Origin of the sequence: Blattabacterium cuenoti (assembly GCF_014251755.1) — a bacterium.
Classification (GTDB): Bacteria; Bacteroidota; Bacteroidia; order Flavobacteriales; family Blattabacteriaceae; genus Blattabacterium; species Blattabacterium cuenoti_AN.
In genome coordinates this window covers 165,577-190,361 of the sequence record NZ_CP059200.1, presented here as the reverse complement: position 1 = coordinate 190,361, position 24,785 = coordinate 165,577, and the positions used below count along the sequence as shown (strand labels likewise).

Sequence of the window (24,785 nt, the reverse complement as noted above, 5' to 3'; positions counted from 1 at the left end):
TTCATGAATTTTTATCTTTTTTTGTAAGATAAGACTGTAAAATTATAGTGGCACTAATTTGATTTAAAATTCCTTTTTTTCTCCTTTTTTTTTTTTTCAAACCCAATTTTATCATAGTAGCAAAAGCTATTTTAGATGTAAAACGTTCATCTAATCTTTTTATAATGATCTTAGGATATTTTATGTGAAATTTTTTGATAAATTTTTGAATTTCTGTTTCTATTAAAACCTCTTTTTGATTATTCAATTTTTTTGGCAATCCTACAACGATTTTTTCTATTTTTTCACAAACTAAAAAAGATTCTAAAAAATTCATTAGATTTTTGGTAGGAACAGAATCTAGTCCAAATGCAAATATTTTTTTTGCATCTGTTATAGACAATCCCGTCATAATTTTTCCATAATCTATTCCTAATATTTTTGACATTATCAAAATACTTGTGATCTTATTTTATTTTTGCTACTTTTGTTTTATTTGTTATCCAACAATATAAAATAAAAAATGAATAGACTAAAATTAGAAATAGAAAAAGCTTGGAATAAGAAAAATAGTGTATGGTCCACTGATGAACATATAAAAAATGTAATTTTTCAGGTTATTGAATATTTAGAAACAGGTTCAATTAGAGTATCAAATTATTTAAATGGAAAATGGATAGTTAATGAATGGATTAAAAAATCTATTATTATGTATTTTTCTGTTCAAAAAATGAATACAATAAAATTAGGTCCATTAGAGTTTTATGATAAAATTCCTATTAAAAATAAATTTAAAGAAAAAGGAGTTCGTGTGGTCCCTCATGCTATAACACGTTATGGTTCATATATATCACCTGGAGTCATTCTTATGCCTTCTTATATAAATATAGGAGCATATATAGGAAAAAATACTATGATAGATACATGGGCAACAGTGGGAAGTTGCGCTCAAATAGGAGAACGTGTTCATGTAAGTGGAGGAGTAGGAATAGGAGGCGTTTTAGAACCTTTACAGTCTCATCCAGTTATTATTGAGGATAATGTTTTTATTGGATCTAGATGTATTTTAGTAGAAGGAGTTTTAATAAAAGAAGGTTCTGTTTTAGGAGCAAATGTCGTTATTACAGCCTCTACTAAAATTTTTGATGTAACTAATGAAAAACCTATTGAAATTAAGGGTATAGTTCCAAAATATTCTGTTGTCATACCAGGAACTTATCCAAAAAAATTCCCTTCAGGAATATATCATGTTCCATGTGCTATGATTATAGGAAAAAGGAAAGAAAGCACAGACAAAAAAATATCTTTAAATGATGCATTGAGAACTCATAATTTATCAATTTAAATGTCTTTTTACGTAGTAGAAGAAATAGAAAGAAGTGTAGATATATTAAAAAAAGGAAAAAATTTGTTGTATCCTACAGATACTGTATGGGGATTGGGATGTGATGCATTTAACTTACAAGCTATAAAAAAAATATGTGAAATCAAGAATAGAAATCTTTACAAATCTATGATTGTTTTAGTAGAAAGTATGGATCGTTTGCATCAATTAGTAGGAGAAATTCCTCATTTTACTAAAAAAATAATTTTAGACAATTTTCTTAAAAAAGAAAAACCTATCACTATAGTATATGAAAATACTAAAAAAATAGCATCTAATTTTTTTAGAAAAGATAATACTTTAGCTGTTCGTTTAACACATGACCCATTTTGTATTTGTTTAATCCAAAATTTGGATAGACCCATAATTTCTACTTCTGCTAATTTGTCTGGATTTGTTACTCCCAAATCTTTTTCTGAAATTAATCCTTTTATTTTAAATAAAACAGATTATGTTGTAAATTTCCGTAGAGAAGAAAAAGGGCCCTATAGGTATAGGAGTTCTTCTATTATAAAAATAGTATCTGATCAGGTCAAAATATTACGAGACTGATATGAATTTATCATCTGTTGTTCATCAACAAATATTTCGCATTATAAGTATTTCTTCTCAAAGAATAAAACAAAAAAGTTATGTAATAGGAGGTTATGTTCGAGATGTTTTGATAGGAAAAATAGAATCAAAGGATTTAGATATTTTAACTATCGGAGAAGGAGTAAAATTAGCTGAAGAAGTTTCTAAATATCTTATTCCTTCTCCGATAATCAGAATATTTAAACGTTTTGGGACAGCTATGTTAGAATATGATAATCAAAAAATAGAATTTGTAGGATCAAGAAAAGAATCTTATTTTTTTTCTAGTAGAAAACCAATTATTCAGTTGGGATCCTTACAAGATGATCAAAATAGAAGAGATTTTACAATTAATACTTTAGCTATTAGTTTAAACCGTAATAATTATGGAAAATTGATAGATCCATTTGGAGGATTATCAGATTTAAAAAAAAAAATATTAAAAACTCCATCAGATGCCAATATTACTTATTCGGATGATCCACTGCGAATGATGCGAGCTATACGATTTTCTACTCAATTACAGTTTAAAATTGAAAAAAATTCATTTCAATCAATTCAAAAAAATAAAAATAGAATCAATATTGTTTCTACAGAAAGAATTGTAGAAGAATTTCACAAAATTTTACTATCTAAAAAGCCTTCTATAGGATTGCTTTTATTATATAAATCTGGATTATTATCAATTATATTACCGGAATTAGTTTCGTTGAAAGGAATAGAAGAAAAAAATGGATATAAACACAAAGATAATTTTTATCATACTTTGCAAGTAGTAGATAATATTAGTAAAGAAAAAAATAATTCTATTTGGTTAAGATGGGTTGCATTACTTCATGATATAGGAAAGACTTATACCAAAAAATTTTTTCCTAAAATAGGATGGTCTTTCCATGCTCACGAATTTGTAGGATCTAAGATGGTTCCAAATATATTCCAACGTTTAAAGCTACCAAAAGGTTCTTCTATGAAATATGTTCAAAAAATCATTCAGCATAGTTATAGACCTATTTCGTTAATAGGAAATAATACTAGTGATTCTGCTATACGTAGATTATTATTTGAGATAGGAAACGATTTAGAAGATTTAATGAAGTTATGTATCGCTGATATTACTACGAATAATATAGAAAAAAAAAATCAATATCAAAAAAATATTGATATTCTAATGGAAAGAATTAGAAGATTAGAAGAAAAAGATAGGATTCAAAATTGGAAATCTCCTATATCAGGAAATGATATAATGAAGGCTTTTAAAATTGATCCATGTAAGGAAATAGGAATTATAAAAAATTTTGTTAAAGATTCTATTTTGGAAGGAAAAATATCTAATAATTTTCATTCTGCTTATTTTATTATGTTAAAAAAAGGAAAAGAATTGGGTTTAAAAAAAAAATAATATGTATGTTGTTTTCTAACATAAATGGAATCAATAAAAAAAAAATTATATTAATTCCTCACAATAATCCAGATGGAGATGCTTTAGGATCTTCTTTAGCTCTTTTATTTTATTTTAGAAAATTAAAGCATGATGTAGATTTAATCTCTCCAACAGAATATCCTGAATCTTTTCAATGGCTTCCTGGAACTGAGGACATTCTTGTATATTCAAAACATACACAATCTTTAGTAAAAAAAAAGATTGTAAATTCTGATTACATTTTTTTTATAGATTTTAATAATTTTTCAAGAATTAATAAGATTAAAAATCTTTTTTCGTGTTCGAAAGCAAAAACAATACTAATTGATCATCATCCTTTTCCATTTTGTTTTGATTTTATGTTTTCAGACCCTACAGTAGCAGCTACCAGTATTTTAGTTTTTCGATTTATATCAGACATGAATAATTTAGATAAAATAGACAAAGAAATAGCTACGTGTTTATATGCAGGATTAATGACTGATACAGGTTTTTTTCGTTTTCCTTCTATTACTTCAGAAACTCATTTTATTGCAGGAAAATTAATAGAGAATGGAATTGATATCAATTCCATTTATAATCATTTACAAGAAAAATACAATGAAAATAGATTAAAATTATTATCTAAAGCCTTAAAAAAATTGAAAATTATTAATAAATATAGAACAGCTTATACCAGCATAAGAGCTTCGGATATCAATTCTGATTCATATAAACAAGGAGATACAGAAGGAATTATTACCTATGGATTAGGTATTAAAAACATTGTTTTTTCCGTCTTCTTTTTTGAAGAAAAAGAAAAATTCCCTATCAAAATTTCCTTTCGTTCGAAAGGAAATTTTGATGTAAATATGTTTGCAAGAAAACATTTTAGAGGAGGAGGACACAGAAATGCAGCAGGAGGAATATCGGAAAAAAGTTTGTCTGAATCTATCAAATATTTTTTAAATATTATTCCCTATTATTATAAACCTCTTATACTTTCCATTTAATATTACATCCGTAACTCAATTTTACTATTGGATATAGTATTTTTTTTCCTTTTAAAATATTTTTCAATACATTTCTTACATCATTACCTGTAACAGGAACATTATTTCCAGGTCTAGAATCATCTAATTGTCCGTGATAACATAAAATCCCATTTCCGGAAAATATAAAAAATTCAGGAGTACATTTTGCAAAATAATATTTTGCTACTTCCTGTGTTTCATCAAAAAAATAAGGAAAAGGATAACCTAATTTATAACATACTTTTTTCATATTTTCTGGAGAATCTTCTGGATACTTTTTTGCATCATTAGAATTTATAGCTAAAAATGAAATCATTTTTGGAATAAAATCATTAGCTAAACGAATTAATTCCGCATTAATATGTTTAACATACGGACAGTGGTTACAAATAAACATGATTACAGTTGCTTGATTCGAAAAAAAAGATTTCAAAAACTTCTTTTTTCCTGAAGAAACTTCTAATAATTCAAAATCTTTAATTTGAATTTTAATTTCACTAGAAGAATAAGTTTGTACCATGATCTATGATTTTTTTTTATAACAAAAAACAAAAAATTTTTTCTTTTCTTCCTCAGCCAATTCCGCATCTATTAATATTCTTCCACTATGTTCATCTATTAAGAGTTTATTACGTTGTATTAGTTCAGAATATTTTTGAGGTGTTATTGCAAGATAAGAACCCAAAGGAGCACCTCTTTGTACTGGAGCAATAGCTATCCCATTTTTTACTCTGTTTCTGATTTTTTGATAAGTTTTCAATAAATCATTATCTACCTTTTTAGAAAAACATGAAAATTTTTCTAATAGAATTTGTTCTTCTTTCTCATTTTCTATAAGAATATTATTCAATTCTTTTTTTTTGTGAAAAAGATGTTTTTTTTTATTTTCTAACATTTCTTCTTTTTCTTTTAAAATTTCCTTTTTTTTATGAATTTGAATATTCAATTCCTTAATTTTTTTTTTAGATAATTGGATTTCTAATTTTTGATAATCAATTTCTTTATCTATAGAATATAATTCTTTATGATTTTTGATATGATCTTTTTGTTTTTCATATTTACTGATCAACATATCTGATGATTTAATATTTTTATTTTGTTTATTTATATTTTCTTTTATAGAAAAAATATCTTCATCAAAATATTTTAATTTTTTTTTCATTTCGTCTAGTTCTTCTTCTAAACTTTTTATCTCCATAGGAATATTTATACGGAACTTTCGTATTTCATCCATACGAGAATCTATTAATTGAAGATTATACAATACTCTCAATTTATCTACTACAGTGACGGCTTCTTGTTTTTTATTATATCTCATAATTAATAAAAATATTTAACTGGATTAGTATGAACTTCTGATTCAAAAACAGAAATAGAAGTAAAATTTTGATATAAAAAAGATTTCAGTAAATTTTTAATAAATTTTTCAGATTCATAATGTCCTATATCCACAATTAATATTTTTTTTTCACATTTCAAAAAATCATGATATTTAAAATCAGAGGAAATAAAAACATCCGCTTTTTCTTTTACAGCAGATTCGATTCCGAAACGTCCTGAACCTGGAATCATAGCAACTTTTTGAATTTTTTTTTCTATAAAATTAGAATGTCGAATACAAGAAAGATTCATTTTTTCTTTTAGAAAAGAAAGAAAATCATGTTCATTCATGTTTTTTATAAGGGTTCCTATAAAACCTATTCCTATATAAGGATTAATATTTTCAAGGTTGTAAATTTCGTAAGCTATTTCTTCATAAGGATGATTTTGAAATAGCGTCTTTTTTATGATATCTAATTTATAATTAGGAAAAATAACACCAATACAAGTTTCCTTTTCTATATGAAAAATTTCTTTTTTTCCAATAAAAGGTTTGGTTTTTTTATTCCCCATATAACTTCCATATCCGTCAAAATTATAACTACAATGACTGTAATTAGAAATATTTCCAGCTCCTGCTTCAAATAAAGCATTTCTTACTTTTTCAGCATAATTAATTGGAACATAAGTTATTAATTTTTTTATAGTTTTTTTTTTTGAAATAAGAACTTTTTCTCTGTTAATTTGTAATAATTTGGATATATAAGAAGAAGTACCTTTCCATACTACATCTAAATTTGTGTGAATGACATAAATAGATATATCATTTTTTAACGCATGAATTATGACTCTTTCTGAAAATGTTTTTCCAGTTATATTCTTAATAGATTTAAAAATGATAGGATGAAAAGAAATTATCAAATCGCATTTCTTTTTTATAGATTCATAAAAAACCTCTTCAGTGAGATCTAAAGTGATCAATACCTTTTTTACTTCTTTATGAAATGATCCTACTATTAATCCAACGTTATCATAAGACTCTGCATATTCTAGAGGAGCTAGATTTTCCAATATATAAGCGATGTCTCTAACAAACACTTTCATATAAATAATAAAAAAACACACATTTTGACAAATTTATCAAAAAAAATTGATTTTTTTATTTTTATATAAAGTGTTATATATAATAAAAATTTTAAAAAAAATATGAATGTTTTTCAAAAAAAACCAAAGTGGATAAAAGTAAAATTACCAATGAGTAAAAATTATCATGAATTGCAAAAATTAGTTTCTTTGCATAAACTGAATACAATTTGTCAAAGTGGAAGTTGTCCCAATATAGGAGAATGCTGGGATAAAGGAGTGGCTACTTTCATGATATTAGGAAATATTTGTACAAGATCTTGTAGATTTTGTGGAGTGAAAACAGGACGTCCTAATAAAATAGATTGGAAAGAACCAGAAAAAGTAGCAAAATCTATAAAAATACTAAAAATAAAACATGCTGTATTAACTTCTGTTAATCGAGATGATTTACGGGATATGGGTTGTTCTATATGGATTCATACTATACAAAAAATACGATATTTTAATCCGAATATTACAATAGAAGCTTTAATTCCAGATTTTAAAGGAGAAAAAAAAATAATAGATAAAATAATTGATATTAAGCCAGAAGTGATTTCACATAATGTAGAAACAGTTTCCAGATTAACAAAAAAAGTTCGTATTCAAGCTAAATATAATCGTAGTCTTGAAGTTTTACAATATATAAAAGAAAGAAATCGAAATATACGTACAAAAACAGGAATCATGTTAGGATTAGGAGAAAAAGAAGAAGAAATAATAGAAACCATGAAAGACATTATAAAATCTAAAGTAGATATTCTGACAATGGGACAATATTTACAACCTTCCTTAAAACATTATCCTGTTCGTTTTTTTGTTTTTCCAGAACAATTTCAAAAATTGAAAAAAATCGGATTAAAAATGGGATTTAAATATGTAGAAAGTGGACCATTAGTTAGATCTTCTTATCATGCAGAAAAGCATATAAAATAAATTAAGAATTTTTAATAATTTTTTTTTCTTTTCCAAAACAATACTGAAATTTTTTTTCATTCCACATTTTTTTTTCACACAAAAAATTTTTGATGTAAAATGATACGGATTTATCATTTCCAAGTTTTGAAAATAAAATGAGTTGTTCAATAGAACGAGTAGTAGCTACATATAATAAATTAATGTTGTCAAATTTAATGTTTGATAAATAATCTTCATAAAAATTTCGGATATTATTATCATGTTTTATATATTTAAAATATGGTTCTATTTTTTCTAAAAAAATAGGGTTTAATCCATTATATAAATGAGGATTCACATTGATCCATACTTTTTCTTTTTCTTTATTAGAAAAAAGACTCCAATTAGTGAAAGGAATAAGGACTACAGGAAATTGCAATCCTTTAGATTTATGAATAGTCATAATACGAATAGCATTAATGTGATCCGAAATCACAATACTTTCCTTTTCTTTTTGAAATTCCCAATAATCTAAAAAATCTATAACAGAATTTCCTACCCTTTTTATAGATCTATAAACAAAATCTAAAAAAGAATAGATATATGTAGAATTTCGTTTATTTAATAATCCAAAAGATTCAATAATTTTTTCTGATATGTTGTATATAGATTGATTATATAACTTTTTTAATGTTAATGAATTTTTTTTAAACAGAATCTGTTTTAAGAATAGATCCAAAGGTAGAAAAAGTATTTTTATAATGAAATCATGATCATTCCTTTTAGTACGAATGAATTTATTTTTTAACAATAAAAAAATTAAAAGAACTCTTTTTTGGTAACAATGAGGATAAGCAATAATGTAAAAAAAATTTATGATAATTTGGATTTCCAAATGATTTTTTATTAGTAAAGAAACAGAAGTATTTACAATAATACCATCTTTCACTAATTTTTCAGACAAAAAATGACCTTCTTCATTGTTTCTGACTAAAATCGCAATATCTGATAATATATATTTTTGTTTCAATAATTTTTCTATTTTCTTTTTTATGTTTGAATAAATATGTTCCTTGTAATTTTTAGAATCATTAAGAAAATTTATTTCTACATATCCACCATATTTTTTGTCTATTTTTTGTTTGTAATTTGTATATATATCTTGGTAAATGGTAGAATGAAATATTTTAGATATAGATTGATAAAGTAAATTATTAAATTTTACAATTTCTTCATAACTACGAAAATTTCTTTCTATAGTTTTTATGTCTTTTTTATAATAATTTGATTTAGAGTAGATTAATTCTATAAATTGTTTAGAATCACCGCCTCTCCATCTATATATAGATTGTTTGGGATCTCCTACTATCATAGCGGATCCGTTTTCAGATAATGCATTTTCAACTAAAATTTTAATATTTTTCCATTGTAAAAATGAAATATCTTGAAATTCATCTATGAAATAATGTTTATATTGTATGCCTATTTTTTCATATATATTTGGAAATGTTCCTTCAACAATTTTTTCATAAAGAATTTTATTTAATTCTGCATTTAAAATAATTTTTTTTTCATTTTTTATAGAATGAATCTCTTTTTCGATTTCATGTATTATTGATAATAAGCTTATGTTTTTTAAAAAAAGTTTATCCAAAAGATAATTGAATATATTTTGTTTATATATAGATTTTGTCTTTTCATATAATAGGAATATTTTTTTTTGATTTTTTTCTATTAGTATTTTCTGATTCATATCAGAAAAAAATTTAGAATAGAATATTCCTTTTTGAATATTTTTTTCAATACGTTCATGAAAAGGATTAAAAAATATATTTCCATTTTTAAACTTTCGAAAGAATCTTGGTAAATCTAAATGAATAAATGAATGTTCTTGAATAACAGTATTTTCTAAAAGTTGGAAAAATTTTTCTCCTTTTTTTTTACATTTTTTTTCAAATTCTTTAGTTCTTTTAATTAGAGTACTTTTTAACTGCAAAAAATTTTCTAAAGAAAAATTTTTCATTTTTTTTATAGGAAAAAAATTATTTTCTTCAACCATTACATGAGCTATTTTAAATAATTCTTTTCTCAAATTCCAATTTTTTCCTCTTTTTAGTTTATCTAAAGAAGATTGAATTAAAACATTTGACCATTTTTCAGTATTTTTTAATTTATATAATATATTTTCTACAATTTTAAATAAAAATCGATCTGTATCCATTTCTAAATGGATTTCTTTTTCTGAAAAAAAAGATCTTATAATATTATAAGTAAACTTATCTATTGTACTTATATTTCTAGAAAAAGAATGAAAATCGTGTAATATAGAAAATAATATTTTTTCAGAACGTTGATACAATTGATGTTTTGTTAAACTTAAATTTTTTGTGATATAATTAAACAAATAACAATATTCTTTTTTAACTTTTTTGTTTGAAAATTCTTTTATGCATTGTAAAATGCGATTTTTCATTTCTTCAGAAGCTTTTTTAGTAAAAGTTAAGGCTAAAATTCTTTTATATTCGTCAGGATAAGGACTTTTTAATAAAATATAAAGATAATTGATAACTAAAAGAGTAGTTTTTCCAGAACCAGCTGAAGCATTGTATATTTTTAATGTAGACGGTAAAACTAGCATATTGAATTTTATTAATTTAATAAAAATTTTTTCATATCTTTTAAAAAGAAATTTTATATCTAAAAAAAATACTTTTTTTACATTTGTGAATCCTTGTTAAAATAAATTTGAAACATATGTCTAAAAAATTTCCTTCTGGAGTAGCTACTGGTAATCTTGTTAAAGAAATATTCGAATACGCTAAGGAGAACGTTTTTTCTATACCTGCTGTAAACGTTATTGGATCCAATACTATGAATGCAGTTATGGAAACAGCTGCAGAAGTAAATTCTCCTGTTATTATTCAATTATCTAATGGAGGGGCTATTTTTAATGCTGGAAAAGGATTAAAAAATAGTGAAAAACAAAAATCCGCAATTCAAGGTTCTATTGTTTGTGCTATGCATATTCATGAATTAGCCTCATATTATCAAACAACGGTTATTCTTCATACAGATCATTGTTCTAAATCTATTCTTCCATGGATAGATGGATTGATAGAAGTCAATGAAAAATATTATAAACGTTTTGGAAAAACGTTGTTTAGCTCACATATGTTAGATCTTTCTCAAGAATCTTTAAAAGAAAATATTCACATTTGTGAACAGTATTTTGATAGGATGAATAAAAGTAAAATGACTCTTGAAATAGAACTTGGTGTAACGGGAGGAGAAGAGGATGGAATAGACAATTCCAATATTGAAAATAATAAACTTTATACTCAACCCAAAGAGGTTGCTTATGCCTATGAAAGATTAATGAAAATCAGTGATAATTTCATTATAGCGGCTTCTTTTGGAAACGTACATGGAGTTTATAAACCTGGAAATGTTATGCTTCGTCCCGAAATTTTGAAAAATACACAAGAATATATACAAAATAAATTTCATACTAAAACAAAAAAACCAGTGTCTTTAGTTTTTCATGGAGGATCAGGGTCTACTAAAAATGAGATACAAAAAGCTATTAATTACGGAGTTGTGAAAATGAATGTTGATACTGATTTGCAATATGCTTTTACTTGTGGAGTTCGAGATTATATGAATCAAAATAAAGAATACTTAAAAAAACAAATAGGAAATCCAAAAGGAAAACATATTCCTAATAAAAAATATTATGATCCTAGAATATGGTTAAGAGAAGGAGAAAAATATTTTAAAATGATTTTAAAAAAATATTTTGAATTTATGAATAATATTAATACTTTATAAAACAACCATGGCTTGGTTTTTAAGAAAAAAAAAGAATATTATAACATCTATAAACGATAGGAAGGATTTACCAAAAGGTATTTGGTATAGAACTTCTAGCGGAAAAATTATAGATACAGAAGAGTTAAAAAAAAATGATTATGTTAGTACAGAAGATGGATATCATGTAAGAATTCATAGTAAAGAATATTTTGAAATTCTTTTTGATCATGGTGAATTTTTAGAAATGAATGTAAAAATGATAAGTAAAGATCCTATGAAATGGAAAGATTATAAAAAATACACAGATAGAATTCAAGAAACACGAAAAAAAACAAATTTATATGATGCTATTAGAACAGGGGTTGGAAAAATTCAAACTATAAATGTAGTGATATCTTGTATGGATTTTTCATTTATAGGAGGATCCATGGGATCCGTAGTAGGAGAAAAAATATCTAGAGCTATCAAATATTGTATTGACAAAAAATATCCATATATTTTAATTTCTAAATCGGGAGGAGCAAGAATAATGGAGTCCTCTTTTTCATTAATGCAAATGGCTAAAACTATAGCTAGACTCACTCAATTACGTGATGCTAAAATTCCTTATATTTCTGTTTTGACTGATCCAACAACGGGAGGTGTTACGGCTTCTTATTCTTTACTTGGAGATATAAATATAGCTGAACCAGGAGCTATGATTGGATTTGCTGGACCTAGAGTAATTAGAGAAATAATCGGAAAAGATCTTCCAAAAGGATTTCAAACCGCAGAATTTTTAATGGATCATGGTTTTATAGATTTAATTTCTCCTAGAACAGAATTAAAAAAAAATATATATAATCTAGTTTCTATGATGATATGATAATGAAAAAATCATTCCCATTCAATAGTAGATGGAGGTTTAGAGGTTATATCGTATGCGATTCTATTAATTCCATCAACTTCATTAGTAATTCTATTTGAAACTTTTTCTAAAAAATCGTAAGATAAATGTGAAAAAGTAGCAGTCATAAAATCTTCGGTGTTCGTGACACGCAATATCGCTGCATATTCATATGTTCGTTTATCCCCTTTGATTCCTACAGATTTTACAGGTAATAAAATAATAAAAGCCTGACTTACAGAATCGTATATATTAAAATTTTTTAATTCTTGTAAAAGAATATTTTCTGCTTGTTTTAAAATAGAAATTTTTTTTTCATTGATTTCTCCAATAATACGAATTCCTAATCCAGGACCAGGAAATGGATGACGATATAGAATTTCTTTTGGAAGGCCCAATTTTTCTCCTATTTTCCTGACTTCATCTTTAAATAATTCTTTTAATGGTTCAATGAGTTTTAATTTCATGAATGTTTTTGGTAATCCTCCTACATTATGATGGGATTTGATAGACTCACTTGAGTATTTCGAAAAAACAGAAGATTCAATAACATCGGAATAAATAGTGCCTTGTGCTAAAAATTCAACATTTTTAATGTTTTTTGATTCTTGTTGAAAAATAGAAAGGAATTCCCTTCCTATCACTTTCCTTTTTACTTCAGGATCTATAACTCCAATTAGTTTAGACAAAAACTGATTTTTAGCATCTATTATTTTTATAGAAAAATGCATTTTTTTGCATAAAAAAAATATTTTTTCTTTTTCAGTTTCTAGCAATAATCCTGTATCTACGAAAATACAATTCAAAGAATTACCAATCGCTTTATGAATAATGTAAGCAGTAACAAAAGAATCGACTCCTCCAGAAAAACCTAGTATAACTTTTTTTTTATTTACACGTTTTTTAATATTCTCTATCGTATTTTTCACAAAATTATTGAATTTCCAATTCAAATTACATTTACAAATGTGAGAAACAAAATTTTTCAATATAGATATTCCATATTCTGTATTTTTTACTTCTGGATGAAATTGAACGGCGTAAATATCTTTGTTAAGATGACTAAAAGCGGCAATCTCACAAGATGATGTAGATCCAATGACTTGAAACTCTTTTGGAATATTTTTGACTTCATCAAAATGACTCATCCAAACAACAGATTTATTGGGAACTCCATAAAATAGATTATTATTAGGATGATTTATGATCAAATAGGATTTTCCATATTCTTTGGATTTTGATTTTTTTATTTTTCCTCCAAAAAGAAAAGAAATAAGTTGCATTCCATAACAAATTCCGAATATGGGAATATTTAGATAAAAAATATTTTTGGATATTAATGGAGAACCTTTTTCATAAACAGAAAAAGGACCTCCTGACAGAATAATCCCTTTAGGTTTTTGTTTAGAAATTACATGAAATATAGAAATATCTTTATAATGATATAATAAAGTATAGACTCCTATGTCTCGAATTTTTCTAGCAATGATATGACTATATTGAGATCCAAAATCTAATATGAGTATAAAATCTTTTTTCATGTTTGTTTACTGAATTATAAACCAATATCTTTTCTAAAATATAAATTTTCAAATTTAATTTTTTGTACCTTTTCATAAGCTTTTATTCTGGCTTCCTGAATAGTATTTCCTATTCCTACTATATTGAGAACTCGTCCACTTGATGTTATCCATTTTTTTTGTTTTACTTCTGCTCCAGCAATATAAAAAGGTTCTTTTAAAGAATTTACTCCTTCTATAATTTTTCCACTTTCATATTTTTCAGGATATCCTCTAGATGATAAAACGACACAACAAGAACATAATTTTTTCCAATCTATAGATATTTCTTTATGTTGAAAAGAAGATTGAATGATATTTAAAAAATTACTTTTCATTAATGGGAATAAAGTTTGAGCTTCCGGATCTCCGATCCGAGTATTGTATTCTAATAAATAAACTTTATTATCAGAAATCATCAATCCAAAATAGAGAAATCCAAAAAAAGTTAATTTTTCCATTATTAATCCTTCTAAAGTAGGTACTAAAATATTTTTTTTAAAATCGATCCAAATAGAATTTGTCATATATGGATTGGGAACAATGCATCCCATTCCTCCTGTATTCAATCCTGTTTCATTTTCTACTATTTTTTTATAATCTTTAGCCGATAAGAAAGGAATAATGTTTTTTCCATTGAAAAGAGATATGATAGAAGATTCTTTTCCTTGCAAAAATTCTTCTATGATAATTTGATTTCCAGATTTTCCAAATTTTTTTTTTATCATAATATTTTTTAAAGCTTTTATCGCATCATTTTGATTATGAGATAAAATGACTCCTTTTCCTGCAGCTATTCCATTAGTTTTAATAGCTATAGAATTTGTATTCTTTTTCAAAAAATTTATAGCTTTTTCATAGCAAGAAAATATATTATACTTAGGAGTACGAATTCCATATTTTTTCATAAAGGATTTAGCAAAAATTCTATTTCCCTCAAGTTTAGCAGCTAAATAGTGTGGTCCAACTATTTTTAATCCCAAATTTTGAAAAATGTCTACAATTCCTTCTAATAAAAAAAATTCGGATCCTACAATAGTTATATCTATTGCATTTTTTTTAGCAAAAAAACCTAAATCCAATACCGTATATTGATTTTCAATATTTTTTCCTATTGTACTTGTTCCTCCATTTCCAGGATAAAAATAAAGATGAATGGAATGATCATCTTCCAATAATTTTTTTCCCATAGCATGTTCACGTCCTCCGCCTCCAAGAATTAAAATTTTCATTTTTTTAATGTTTAAAATGTCTTTTTCCAGTAAAAGCCATTGCAATTCCATGATCATCACAAGCTTTCACAGATTCTTCATCACGGATGGATCCTCCTGGTTGAAAAATTGCACGGATTCCACCAGAACGAGCCGATTCGTCTACAACATCTCGAAAAGGAAAAAAAGCATCGGATACGAGAACTAATCCCTCCTTACTTTTTTCTAAAGCTCTTTCTATAGCTTGACGAGCAGCCCAAATCCTATTAGTTTGACCTCCAGAAATACCTAAAGTTTGTGTCCCTTTAGCCACGACAATTGCATTAGACTTGACGTATTTTACCACTTTTTGAGCAAAAAATAAAGATTGAAGTTCTTGATAACTAAATTTTTTTTTAGTAACTATTTTGTAATTCCTTTCATAAGGAAAAAAAGTATCTGATTCTTGTACTAAAACACCTCCGTCTATTTTTACATATTCTAGTTGATCTGAAATAGGTTCACTGATACTAATAATTCTAATATTTTTTTTGATTTTTAAAATGTTCAATACATCTGTTTCGTAACTTGGAGAAAGAACGACTTCTAAAAAAATATGATTAATTTCTTTTGCTAATTCTTTTGTGATTGGAACATTAACCGCCATTATTCCTCCAAAAGAAGAAATAGTGTCTGCATAATAAGTTTTTTGAAATGCTTCAATAATATTTTTTCCTAACGCAACTCCACAAGGGGTGGAATGTTTGACGGTACAACAAGCAGGTTCAGAAAATTGAGAAACCACCTTCCATGCTATATCCATATCTCTTAAATTATTAAATGACAGGCTTCTACCATGCAATTGGAAAAAATTTCGCATTGATCCTTTATGAATAGTATTAACATAATAGGCTGCTTTTTGATGAGGATTTTCTCCATAACGGAGATTCATTATTTTTTTATAAGAAGAATGTAAATACATGGGAAATTGATCATCTAAAAGATATTGAGAAATAGCAGAATCATAAGCAGAAGTAAAATTAAATACTTTTCCTGCTAATTTTTTTCTCAATTTTAATGAAGGAAATCCATAACGTTCAATTTCAGATTGAACAAATTCATAATCATTATGATCTATAATAGCGGTGACATGTAAAAAATTTTTAGCAGCTGCTCGAAGCATAGATGGTCCCCCAATATCAATAAATTCTATTATGGAATTAACATCTATAGAATTTTTATCCATTTTTTGAAAAAATGGATAAAAATTCACTAACACCATATCAATAAGATGAATATTTTGAGAATGAATGGATTTCATATGTTGTTCAACGGAACGATTGGCTAAAATTCCTGCATATATATTAGGATGAATGGTTTTGACTCTTCCATCTAAAATTTCAGGAAAAAAAGTCAAATCATATACTTTTATGAGGTTTGATACTCCTTTTTTTAAAAAATATTGATAGGTCCCTCCAGTAGAAACGATTTGATATCCTTTTTTATCTAAAAAACTGACAAAGTCAAATAATTTTTCATTTTTCTCATAAACACTAATCAAAGCTCTTTTCATAAATACATCGTTACTTTTTAAGTATATATATAATAATAGAATGATTTATTCCTAATAAATAATTACAAAAGTTTGTTAATAGATTGAATTAATATTTCTTTTTCTATTATAGAAACTTTTTTTGATAAAGATATTGGAGTATCCCCTGAATCAATTATACATGTTTTTTTCAAAATTATCTCTCCTAAATCCACGTCTTTTGTGACATAATGAACGGTAGCTCCTGATATTTTTTCTTTATTTTTTATAACTTTTTGATGTACTTTTATTCCATACATTCCTTTTCCACCATATTTAGGTAACAGAGAAGGATGAATATTGATAACTTTATTAAACCATTTTTCACAAAACTCTGCATCAAGTATAGAAAGAAAACCTGAAAGAACTATAATATCCGGAATGTATCTTACAAGTATATTATCTATTTCTTTAGAAAGAAATTTTTTTTTAGTTTTTATTAAAGAAAATACTGAAATATTTTCTTTCAATGCAGATTGAATTGCTTTACACCATCTATCAGAAATCACTAAATTGACCATTGAATGATAAATTTTTCCGTTTTTAATTGCTTGGAAAATATGTTTCATATTGGTTCCCTTTCCAGAAACAAAAATCGCTATTTTTTTCATGAAAATATTTTTATTTCAAAAATACTTCTTTATTTTTTTTTACAATATGACCCATAATAAAGGGTTTTTCTCCTAACAAATGAAGTCGATTTAAAATCAAATCTTGTTCTTGAAAAGAACAAACAATAATCATTCCTACTCCCATATTAAAAGTATTCCACATTTTATGTTCTGATAGATTTCCTTTTTTTTGAATATAATTGAAAACAGGTTGAATCGGAATTTTTTTTTTTTCCACTACAGCTGATAAATTTTCTGGAAGAATTCTATATAGATTATCTGATATTCCTCCTCCAGTAATATGAGCCAATCCATGGATAAAAAATTCTTTTAATAAAGCATGAATAGGATAATGATAAATTCTAGTTGGAATTAAAAGCGTTTCATAAAACGGTTTCTCTTGAAAAAAATTCATAAAATCTTCTGTAGAAAAAATATTTCTAATTATAGAAAAACCATTACTATGGACACCTGATGAAGGAAGTCCTATCAAAATATCTTTTTCTTGAATTAATTTTTTACCATCTACTATATGATTCTTTTCTACAATTCCAACACAAAAACCAGCTATATCATAATCATATTTTTTATAAATTCCAGGCATTTCTGCAGTCTCCCCTCCAATCAAACAGGTGTTGGTTTTTTTACAAGAAATAGCTATTCCTTGTAAAATTTTTTCTACAATAAAAAAATCTAGTTTTCCACAAGCTAAATAATCTAAAAAAAATAAAGGACGAGCTCCATGACATAAAACATCATTTGCACACATCGCAAAACAATCTTCTCCAATCACACTATATTTTTTGCAGTCAATTGCCAAACGTAATTTCGTTCCTACTCCATCAACTCCAGATACTAAAATAGGTTCCTGATATCCACATTCATATATTCTATAAAAACTAGAAAAATGATCTAGCGTACTCATTACCCTATTGTTATAAGTATTTTCTATAATCTTATTAATGTTGCATATAGTTTTGTTGCTTTTTTTCACGTTTATATAAAATTAGTTTTTTTGAACTGGATAATTTCCGGTAAAACAACCAAAACAATAATGAATACTTCCAAGAATATCTATCAAGTTATTCATGCTTAAAAATTCTAAACTATCTACATTTAAAATTTTTTCTATATTTTTTTTATTAATATAATTGTATGAGATGAGATCTTTTTTACTAGGAGTATTTACTCCTAAATAACATGGTCCTATAATAGGAGGAGAAGCGCTTCTAAAATGAATTTCTTTAGCTCCTGCTTTTCTTAATATGTAAACTAATCTACGACTAGTAGTTCCACGAACTATAGAATCATCAATAATCACAATCCGTTTTCCTTTTATTTCATCTAATATAGGATTTAATTTTAAGTTTACCATTTTTTCACGCATTTCCTGTTTAGGGAGAATAAAAGATCTTCCAATATATTTATTTTTTACTAAAATTGGTTTGAAAGGGATTCCAGAAGCTTTAGAATATCCAATAGAAGCTGGAACTCCAGAATCTGGAACTCCAATAACAACATCTGCTTCTACTGGATGTTGTTCATAAAGTTTTTCTCCACTTTTTTCACGAATTTCATAAACATTTATATTTTCAATTAAAGAATCAGGACGAGAAAAATAAATATATTCAAAAGAACATATTCTTTTTTTTGTATTTTTTTTTTCTGTAAATAGAGAGAATTGAATTGATTTTTTTTGATCTACAATGATCATTTCTCCTGGTAATAAATCTCTCACGTAAAACCCTCCAACAGAATCTATTCCACAAGTTTCAGAACTAAATATATAAGTGTATTCATTCAACATTCCATAACATAAAGGACGTATTCCGTTTGGATCTCTAAATGCAGCCATTTTATTATCCATAAGTACAATCACAGAATAAGCTCCTTTAATATCAATAGTTGTTTTTTGAATCGCTTTTTCTAAACTGTTATCAGATTCTGATAAATATTTTTGTATTAAACGTAAAATGACTTCTGAATCTGAGTATTCGGATATAAAATTTATTCCTTTGGATTCCAATTTGTTACGAATATTTGTAGCATTGACTAAATTTCCATTATGGACTATAGATATAATACTTTTTCCATAAGGATCTTCTCCAAAAAAAGGTTGAATATTTTTTTTACTTTGTCCTCCTTCTGTAGAATAACGAGTATGTCCAATCACAGCATTTCCATGATAACATTCAGAATTTGAAATTTTTCTAAAAAAATCTAAAACAAGTCCTTCGCTTTTATGTGATATAATAAATCCATCTCGTAAAACCGAAAAACCACAAGCTTCTTGTCCTCTATGTTGTAATGCAAATAACCCAAATTGAATTAAAGAAAAGGTATCTACTTTATAAGGAGAATAAATCCCAAAAATACCACATTCATCATGAAACTTATCAAAATCATTATTATTCAAAATATAAGGATATAATTGATATATCATCTTTTTGAAAAATTTTTGAAAAAAGAAAATCTTTGTACCATTATTTATTTAAATGGATGAATTTATATTCAATCTTTTTAAGATTTCCATATAAATGTCAAATACTTCTTCTTTGAATCCCATTCTAAATGAATCTTTATCTAATTTTTTCATTGTTTTTTTATCCCAAAAACGACAAGTATCTGGACTGATTTCATCGGAAAGCATTATATCGTTTTTATGATTTTTACCAAATTCTATTTTAAAATCTACCAATAGAATATTTTTATCTAAAAAATATTGTTTTAAAACATGGTTAATTTTTAATGTCATACTATAAATGATATTTAATTCTTCATAAGAAAGAATTTTTAGAAATACTGCATGATGATCATTAATTAAGGGATCTTTTAATTGATCATTTTTATAAAATATTTCAAAAATAGGATTTGATATAGAAATTCCTTCTTTGATTCCCAAACGTTTAGACATACTTCCTGAAACAATATTACGAACAACAAATTCTAAAGGAATTGGATTTACTTTATGACATAATTGCTCTCTGTTATTTATTTTTCGTATAAAATGAGTTTTAATTTCAAAAGAATTTAAAAATTGAAAAATTAATGTAGTGATTTCATTATTTAAAATTCCTTTGTCTTGTAAAAAAATTTTTTTTAATCCATTCAAAGCCGTTATATTATCTTTATGATGAATTAATACTTCAAATGGATTATTAGTTATATATATTTTTTTTGTTTTTCCTTCTGATAAAAGATTTTTTTTAATGATACCAATCATGATAATAAATGTTGCTTGATTTCAGTTATAAATTTCTCCTTTTTTTTCATTTTGAATTCTAGCAATAATTTTCTTATATTTTTATATTTTATAGCTAAAATATGAATGGCAAACAAAGCTGCATTATAAGAATTATTTATTCCTACTGTAGCAACGGGGACATCTTTTGGCATTTGTACTATAGAAAGAAGAGCGTCTATCCCTCCTAAGGATCCATAATTATTATTGCAATGAATTGGAATCCCTATAACAGGTAGGATCGTTTTAGAGGAAATAAATCCAGGTAAATGAGCAGATAATCCAGCTCCTGCAATAATTACCTCTGTCCCTTCAGATTCTATTTTTTTTATAGTATTTGATAAAATATCTGGTAATCTGTGTGCGGAAATCACATAAGATTTATAACTTATGTTAAATTTATGGAGTACTTCCGCTGTTATTTTCATAATTGATTTATCAGAAATACTTCCAAAAAATATAGCCACTTTCATAATTTATTGAAATTTTTATTATAAAAAATATTGTACTGCATTTTTAAAAATTGAATGCTTATGAATATTAGGAATATTTTTTAGTAATCCATACTCATAACGTTCTGGATGAGTCATTCTTCCATATATTTTACCATTTTCACTTAATAAACCCTCAACGGAACCAATAGATCCATTGGGATTATATAATCTATCTGAACTAGGTTTTCCTTCTAAATCTACATATTGTGTGGCTATTTGGTTTTTATTCAATAAAGTATTTATTGTTTCTTTGTTTGCATAAAATCTTCCTTCACTATGAGAAATAGGAAGAGTATATATTTTATTTTTCATTCCATTTAACCAGGGAGAATGATCAGAAATCACTTTAATATGAACACATTGGGATATATGTTTTTCTATTTTATTGTAAGTCAATGTAGGAGAATTATGATTTCTCAAACAAATTTTACCATAAGGTAATAATCCAGATTTGATTAATCCTTGAAACCCATTGCAAATTCCTAAAATCAATCCATCTAGATCAAGAAAAGATCGAATGGCTTCTCGAATATATGGGTTATGTAATATAGATACAATAAATTTAGCAGCTCCATCTGGTTCATCTCCTGCACTAAATCCTCCACATATCATAAATATTTGTGCAGATTCTATATGTTTTTTAAAATAAAATATGGATTCCATAATATCTTTATCATTTCTATTTTTAAAGATTAAAGTTTTTACTATGGATCCCTCTTTTTCAAATGCACGAATAGATTCCAATTCACTATTTGTTCCCGGAAATATAGGAATAAATACACGAGGTTTTCCTTTTTTTTTCCATTTTTTATTTTTACATTTCCATATGATAGAATTAGATCTTGTTATTTTTATTTTTTCAGTTTTTTCTTCATTTTTATTAAATTCGTTATAAGAAAAAATAGAAGAAAAAGTTTTTAACCAGTTTTTCATAGATTCATCTATATCAATAGATATTCCATTAAAATTTAAATATTTTTGAGAAACAATTTCTCCTATTGGAATAAAATTATTATTTGAAATAGAAGAGGAAGATTCTATAATTAAGGATCCTATGTTTGTCTCAAGCAAATGATCTTTATAGTCAATGACTGCTCCTAAACAATTTCCAAAAGACATTTTAGCAATAGCAACGGAAATTCCTCCATCTTTTATTGTTTTGACTGAAACAATTTTTCCGGAACAAATTCCTTCATAAATATGGTCATAGGCATTTTTGATGGAGTCATAATCTGGCATTTCATTTTTTAATGGATGGTGATAATACAAATAAATTTTATTTCCTACTTTTTTAAATTCAGGAGATATAATATTATAACATAAACCTGTAGCTACACCAAAAGAGATCAATGTTGGTGGAACATGAAAATTTTTATATGTACCAGACATAGAATCTTTTCCTCCTATAGAAGCTAATTCAAACGACATTTGAGCGTGATAAGCTCCTAATAAAGCAGAAAAAGGTTTTCCCCAATTTTTTGGATCATCTCCTAATTTCTGATAGTATTCTTGAAAACTAAAATAAATATTTCTATAATTTCCTCCCATAGAAACTATTTTAGAAATACATTCTACAATTGCATAAGATCCTCCATGAAAAGGACTCCAAACAGAAACTTCAGGATGAAAACCCCAAGAAACTAAACTAACTGTATTTGTATTTCCTCTAAAAACAGGAATTTTTTGAACACTTCCTTCAGATGGAGTCATTTGATATTTTCCTCCAAAAGGCATTAAAACGGTAGTAGAACCCACCGTACTATCAAACATTTCCACTAAACTTTTTTGAGAAGCTATATTTAATTGAGAAAGAGTATTTAAGAATGTTTTTTTACTGAAAATAATTTTTTTTGATTGATTAAAAGGAGAAATCGAAATAGGAGAATTTACAAGAACCGATTTTTCTTTATGAGATCCTCTTGTATTCAAAAAAGAACTTTTTACATTAAAAATTTCTTTTTTTTTATAATAAAAAATAATACGTTTATTACCAGTAACTTTACCAATAGGTACAGACATAATATTTTCTTCACGAGAAAAATGAATAAATTTTTCTACATTTATGGGATCTAATATAACGGCCATTCTTTCTTGAGATTCTGAAAGTGCAATGTCTATAGGTTCTATATTTTTTCCATTTTTTACTGGAATTTTGTCTAAATAAAGCACTAAACTATCACTTAATTCACCTATAGCTACAGCAGCTCCTCCTGCTCCAAAATCATTGCATTTTTTGATCAAAGAAACAACTTTTTTTTTTCTAAAAAATCTCTGAATCTTTCTTTCCATTATTGGATCTCCTTTTTGTTGGACAGAATTTCTAAAATCAGAATCTTGTTTTTTAGAAGAATCTGTAGCTCCTCCAATTCCTTCTTTTTTCGTCATACCACCAATTAACAAAATGATATCTCCTTTTTTTGGTTGATTTTGTTTTACAAAATCAACAGGAACCGCACCAACAACCATGCCTATTTCCATTCTTTTTGCCCTATATCCTTCATGATAAATCTCGTGTACATGAGTTGTGGCTAATCCTACTTGATTTCCATAAGAACTATAACCACGAGCCGATTCGATACAAATTTGATGTTGTGTTAATTTTCCATCAATAGTTTTAGAATTGGTAGGATCAGCTGCTCCACTTAACCTGATTCCTTGATAAACAAAAGCTCTACCCGATAAAGGGTCACGAATAGCACCCCCTACACAAGTAGAAGCTCCTACAAAAGGATCTATTTCAGTAGGATGGTTATGAGTTTCATTTTTAAATAATAAATACCATTTTTCTTTTTTTTTATTTTTTTGAAAATCTACATTAACCATTATCATACACGCATTATGTTCATTATTTGACGAAACATAATTCGTCAATTTTCCCTTTTTATAAAGAATTTTAGAAGGAAGATTGGATAAATCCATAAGATTTATAGGATATTTTGATCTTCCTATTAAATCTCTATCTTTTAAATATTTAAAAAAAATACTTTGATATGTTTCTTTTAATGATCCATCAAAAGATATATCTTTTAATGTGGTAAAAAATGTTGTATGACGACAGTGATCAGACCAATAAACATCGAATATACGTAATTCTTCTGGTGTAGGATTTCGTTTTTCTTTATACAAAAAATGTTTTTGTATAAAGAATAAATCATTAACGTCCATAGAAAGATTCCACTTATTACGGACACTTTTTATTTTTTCAACAGAAAAATTAATGAAATTATCTATAATTGTTGTATCATTTTTTTTGTTTTCTGCATTCAAATATGACTTGATATAAAATTTTTTAATTTTGTAAAAATCCTGTTTTTTTTTTATCCCAATGAATTCGATTAATCGTCCAGTTTTTACAGAAACGGTGTTTGATTTTGGATCGATTACTTTTATACATTGCATGGCTGCATGGGCTCGATCATCATATTTTTCTGGGAAATCTTCTATTAGATATGAAGAAGTATTTAAATGTATTTTTTTATGAAAAATATCTGTTACAGGATCTACAAAAACTTTTGATAAACTTTCTAAAAAAAGTTTTTCATTGATATTATATATATCATATATATAATAAATAATGAGATCATTATACAATGAAATATTCATATTCTTTAATTCATTGTGTAATTTTCTAGAATCAATATCAAAAGGGCTTCTTTTTTGTATATAAATTCTGAAATTCATTATATTTATCC

Annotated in this window: 21 protein-coding genes; 7 read left to right on the top strand and 14 right to left on the bottom strand. The window is 25.9% G+C overall.

Annotated elements, in window-relative coordinates; genetic code table 11:
• Position 1 precedes the first annotated feature (1 nt).
• Positions 2–427 (bottom strand): Holliday junction resolvase RuvX, encoded by a 426-nt coding sequence (ruvX, locus tag H0H57_RS00885; protein WP_185863955.1) that lies wholly within the window; start codon positions 425–427, stop codon positions 2–4.
• A gap of 75 nt (positions 428–502) precedes the next feature.
• Here ruvX and H0H57_RS00880 point away from each other — a divergent pair, with 75 nt between their 5' ends.
• From H0H57_RS00880 to H0H57_RS00865, 4 genes are read left to right on the top strand one after another with little or no spacing between them, the layout of a single operon-like run.
• Positions 503–1,324 (top strand): 2,3,4,5-tetrahydropyridine-2,6-dicarboxylate N-succinyltransferase, encoded by an 822-nt coding sequence (locus H0H57_RS00880; RefSeq protein ID WP_185863954.1) that lies wholly within the window; start codon positions 503–505, stop codon positions 1,322–1,324.
• Complete coding sequence (locus H0H57_RS00875; protein WP_185863953.1) at positions 1,325–1,915, top strand: L-threonylcarbamoyladenylate synthase; 591 nt, start codon at positions 1,325–1,327, stop codon at positions 1,913–1,915.
• A 1-nt stretch (position 1,916) separates the two neighbouring features.
• Complete coding sequence (locus H0H57_RS00870) at positions 1,917–3,335, top strand: CCA tRNA nucleotidyltransferase (protein ID WP_185863952.1); 1,419 nt, start codon at positions 1,917–1,919, stop codon at positions 3,333–3,335.
• Positions 3,336–3,340: 5 nt separating this feature from the next.
• On the top strand, positions 3,341–4,348 hold the full coding sequence (locus H0H57_RS00865) for a DHH family phosphoesterase (protein WP_185863951.1): 1,008 nt from the start codon (positions 3,341–3,343) through the stop codon (positions 4,346–4,348).
• Here H0H57_RS00865 and H0H57_RS00860 read toward each other — a convergent pair.
• Genes H0H57_RS00860 through H0H57_RS00850 form a run of 3 tightly spaced genes read right to left on the bottom strand, consistent with a single transcriptional unit; the run spans position 4,332 to position 6,793 of the window.
• Positions 4,332–4,889, bottom strand: coding sequence for a thioredoxin family protein (locus tag H0H57_RS00860; RefSeq protein WP_185863950.1), 558 nt, complete (start codon positions 4,887–4,889; stop codon positions 4,332–4,334). The genes H0H57_RS00865 and H0H57_RS00860 overlap by 17 nt on opposite strands.
• A gap of 3 nt (positions 4,890–4,892) precedes the next feature.
• Positions 4,893–5,687 carry a zinc ribbon domain-containing protein gene (locus H0H57_RS00855; protein WP_185863949.1) on the bottom strand — a complete coding sequence of 265 codons (795 nt, stop codon included), beginning with the start codon at positions 5,685–5,687 and terminating at the stop codon, positions 4,893–4,895.
• A 2-nt stretch (positions 5,688–5,689) separates the two neighbouring features.
• Positions 5,690–6,793 carry a Nif3-like dinuclear metal center hexameric protein gene (locus tag H0H57_RS00850; RefSeq protein ID WP_185863948.1) on the bottom strand — a complete coding sequence of 368 codons (1,104 nt, stop codon included), beginning with the start codon at positions 6,791–6,793 and terminating at the stop codon, positions 5,690–5,692.
• Between the two features lie 102 nt (positions 6,794–6,895).
• Between H0H57_RS00850 and lipA the strand changes: the two genes are divergently transcribed.
• Positions 6,896–7,750, top strand: coding sequence for a lipoyl synthase (gene lipA, locus H0H57_RS00845; protein WP_185863947.1), 855 nt, complete (start codon positions 6,896–6,898; stop codon positions 7,748–7,750).
• 1 nt (position 7,751) lies between these two features.
• On the opposite strand, the gene H0H57_RS00840 is transcribed toward lipA, so the two are convergent.
• Positions 7,752–10,349: a UvrD-helicase domain-containing protein gene (locus H0H57_RS00840; protein WP_185863946.1), complete on the bottom strand. Its 2,598-nt coding sequence runs from the start codon at positions 10,347–10,349 to the stop codon at positions 7,752–7,754.
• A gap of 116 nt (positions 10,350–10,465) precedes the next feature.
• Here H0H57_RS00840 and fbaA point away from each other — a divergent pair, with 116 nt between their 5' ends.
• Positions 10,466–11,539: a class II fructose-bisphosphate aldolase gene (gene fbaA, locus H0H57_RS00835; protein WP_185863945.1), complete on the top strand. Its 1,074-nt coding sequence runs from the start codon at positions 10,466–10,468 to the stop codon at positions 11,537–11,539.
• Between the two features lie 7 nt (positions 11,540–11,546).
• On the top strand, positions 11,547–12,386 hold the full coding sequence (gene accD, locus H0H57_RS00830) for an acetyl-CoA carboxylase, carboxyltransferase subunit beta (protein WP_185863944.1): 840 nt from the start codon (positions 11,547–11,549) through the stop codon (positions 12,384–12,386).
• 11 nt (positions 12,387–12,397) lie between these two features.
• On the opposite strand, the gene guaA is transcribed toward accD, so the two are convergent.
• The 9 genes from guaA to H0H57_RS00785 all read right to left on the bottom strand — a co-directional run bounded on the left by guaA (position 12,398) and on the right by H0H57_RS00785 (position 24,774).
• Entirely contained in the window at positions 12,398–13,948 is a 1,551-nt protein-coding gene (gene guaA / locus H0H57_RS00825; protein ID WP_185863943.1) for a glutamine-hydrolyzing GMP synthase, read from the bottom strand.
• A gap of 14 nt (positions 13,949–13,962) precedes the next feature.
• Complete coding sequence (purD, locus tag H0H57_RS00820; protein WP_185863942.1) at positions 13,963–15,198, bottom strand: phosphoribosylamine--glycine ligase; 1,236 nt, start codon at positions 15,196–15,198, stop codon at positions 13,963–13,965.
• A 4-nt stretch (positions 15,199–15,202) separates the two neighbouring features.
• Positions 15,203–16,729 carry a bifunctional phosphoribosylaminoimidazolecarboxamide formyltransferase/IMP cyclohydrolase gene (gene purH / locus H0H57_RS00815; RefSeq protein WP_185863941.1) on the bottom strand — a complete coding sequence of 509 codons (1,527 nt, stop codon included), beginning with the start codon at positions 16,727–16,729 and terminating at the stop codon, positions 15,203–15,205.
• Between the two features lie 62 nt (positions 16,730–16,791).
• On the bottom strand, positions 16,792–17,358 hold the full coding sequence (locus H0H57_RS00810) for a formyltransferase family protein (protein ID WP_185863940.1): 567 nt from the start codon (positions 17,356–17,358) through the stop codon (positions 16,792–16,794).
• A gap of 10 nt (positions 17,359–17,368) precedes the next feature.
• Positions 17,369–18,352 carry a phosphoribosylformylglycinamidine cyclo-ligase gene (gene purM, locus H0H57_RS00805; RefSeq protein ID WP_185863939.1) on the bottom strand — a complete coding sequence of 328 codons (984 nt, stop codon included), beginning with the start codon at positions 18,350–18,352 and terminating at the stop codon, positions 17,369–17,371.
• A gap of 12 nt (positions 18,353–18,364) precedes the next feature.
• Complete coding sequence (gene purF, locus H0H57_RS00800) at positions 18,365–19,801, bottom strand: amidophosphoribosyltransferase (RefSeq protein ID WP_185863938.1); 1,437 nt, start codon at positions 19,799–19,801, stop codon at positions 18,365–18,367.
• 48 nt (positions 19,802–19,849) lie between these two features.
• Positions 19,850–20,581 carry a phosphoribosylaminoimidazolesuccinocarboxamide synthase gene (gene purC, locus H0H57_RS00795; RefSeq protein WP_185863937.1) on the bottom strand — a complete coding sequence of 244 codons (732 nt, stop codon included), beginning with the start codon at positions 20,579–20,581 and terminating at the stop codon, positions 19,850–19,852.
• The gene (purE, locus tag H0H57_RS00790; RefSeq protein ID WP_185863936.1) at positions 20,578–21,072 is read right to left on the bottom strand and encodes a 5-(carboxyamino)imidazole ribonucleotide mutase; all 495 of its coding nucleotides are present in this window, start codon (positions 21,070–21,072) and stop codon (positions 20,578–20,580) included. Before purE ends, purC begins: the two co-directional genes overlap by 4 nt.
• A gap of 18 nt (positions 21,073–21,090) precedes the next feature.
• Positions 21,091–24,774 (bottom strand): phosphoribosylformylglycinamidine synthase, encoded by a 3,684-nt coding sequence (locus H0H57_RS00785; protein WP_185863935.1) that lies wholly within the window; start codon positions 24,772–24,774, stop codon positions 21,091–21,093.
• Positions 24,775–24,785: the final 11 nt, after the last annotated feature.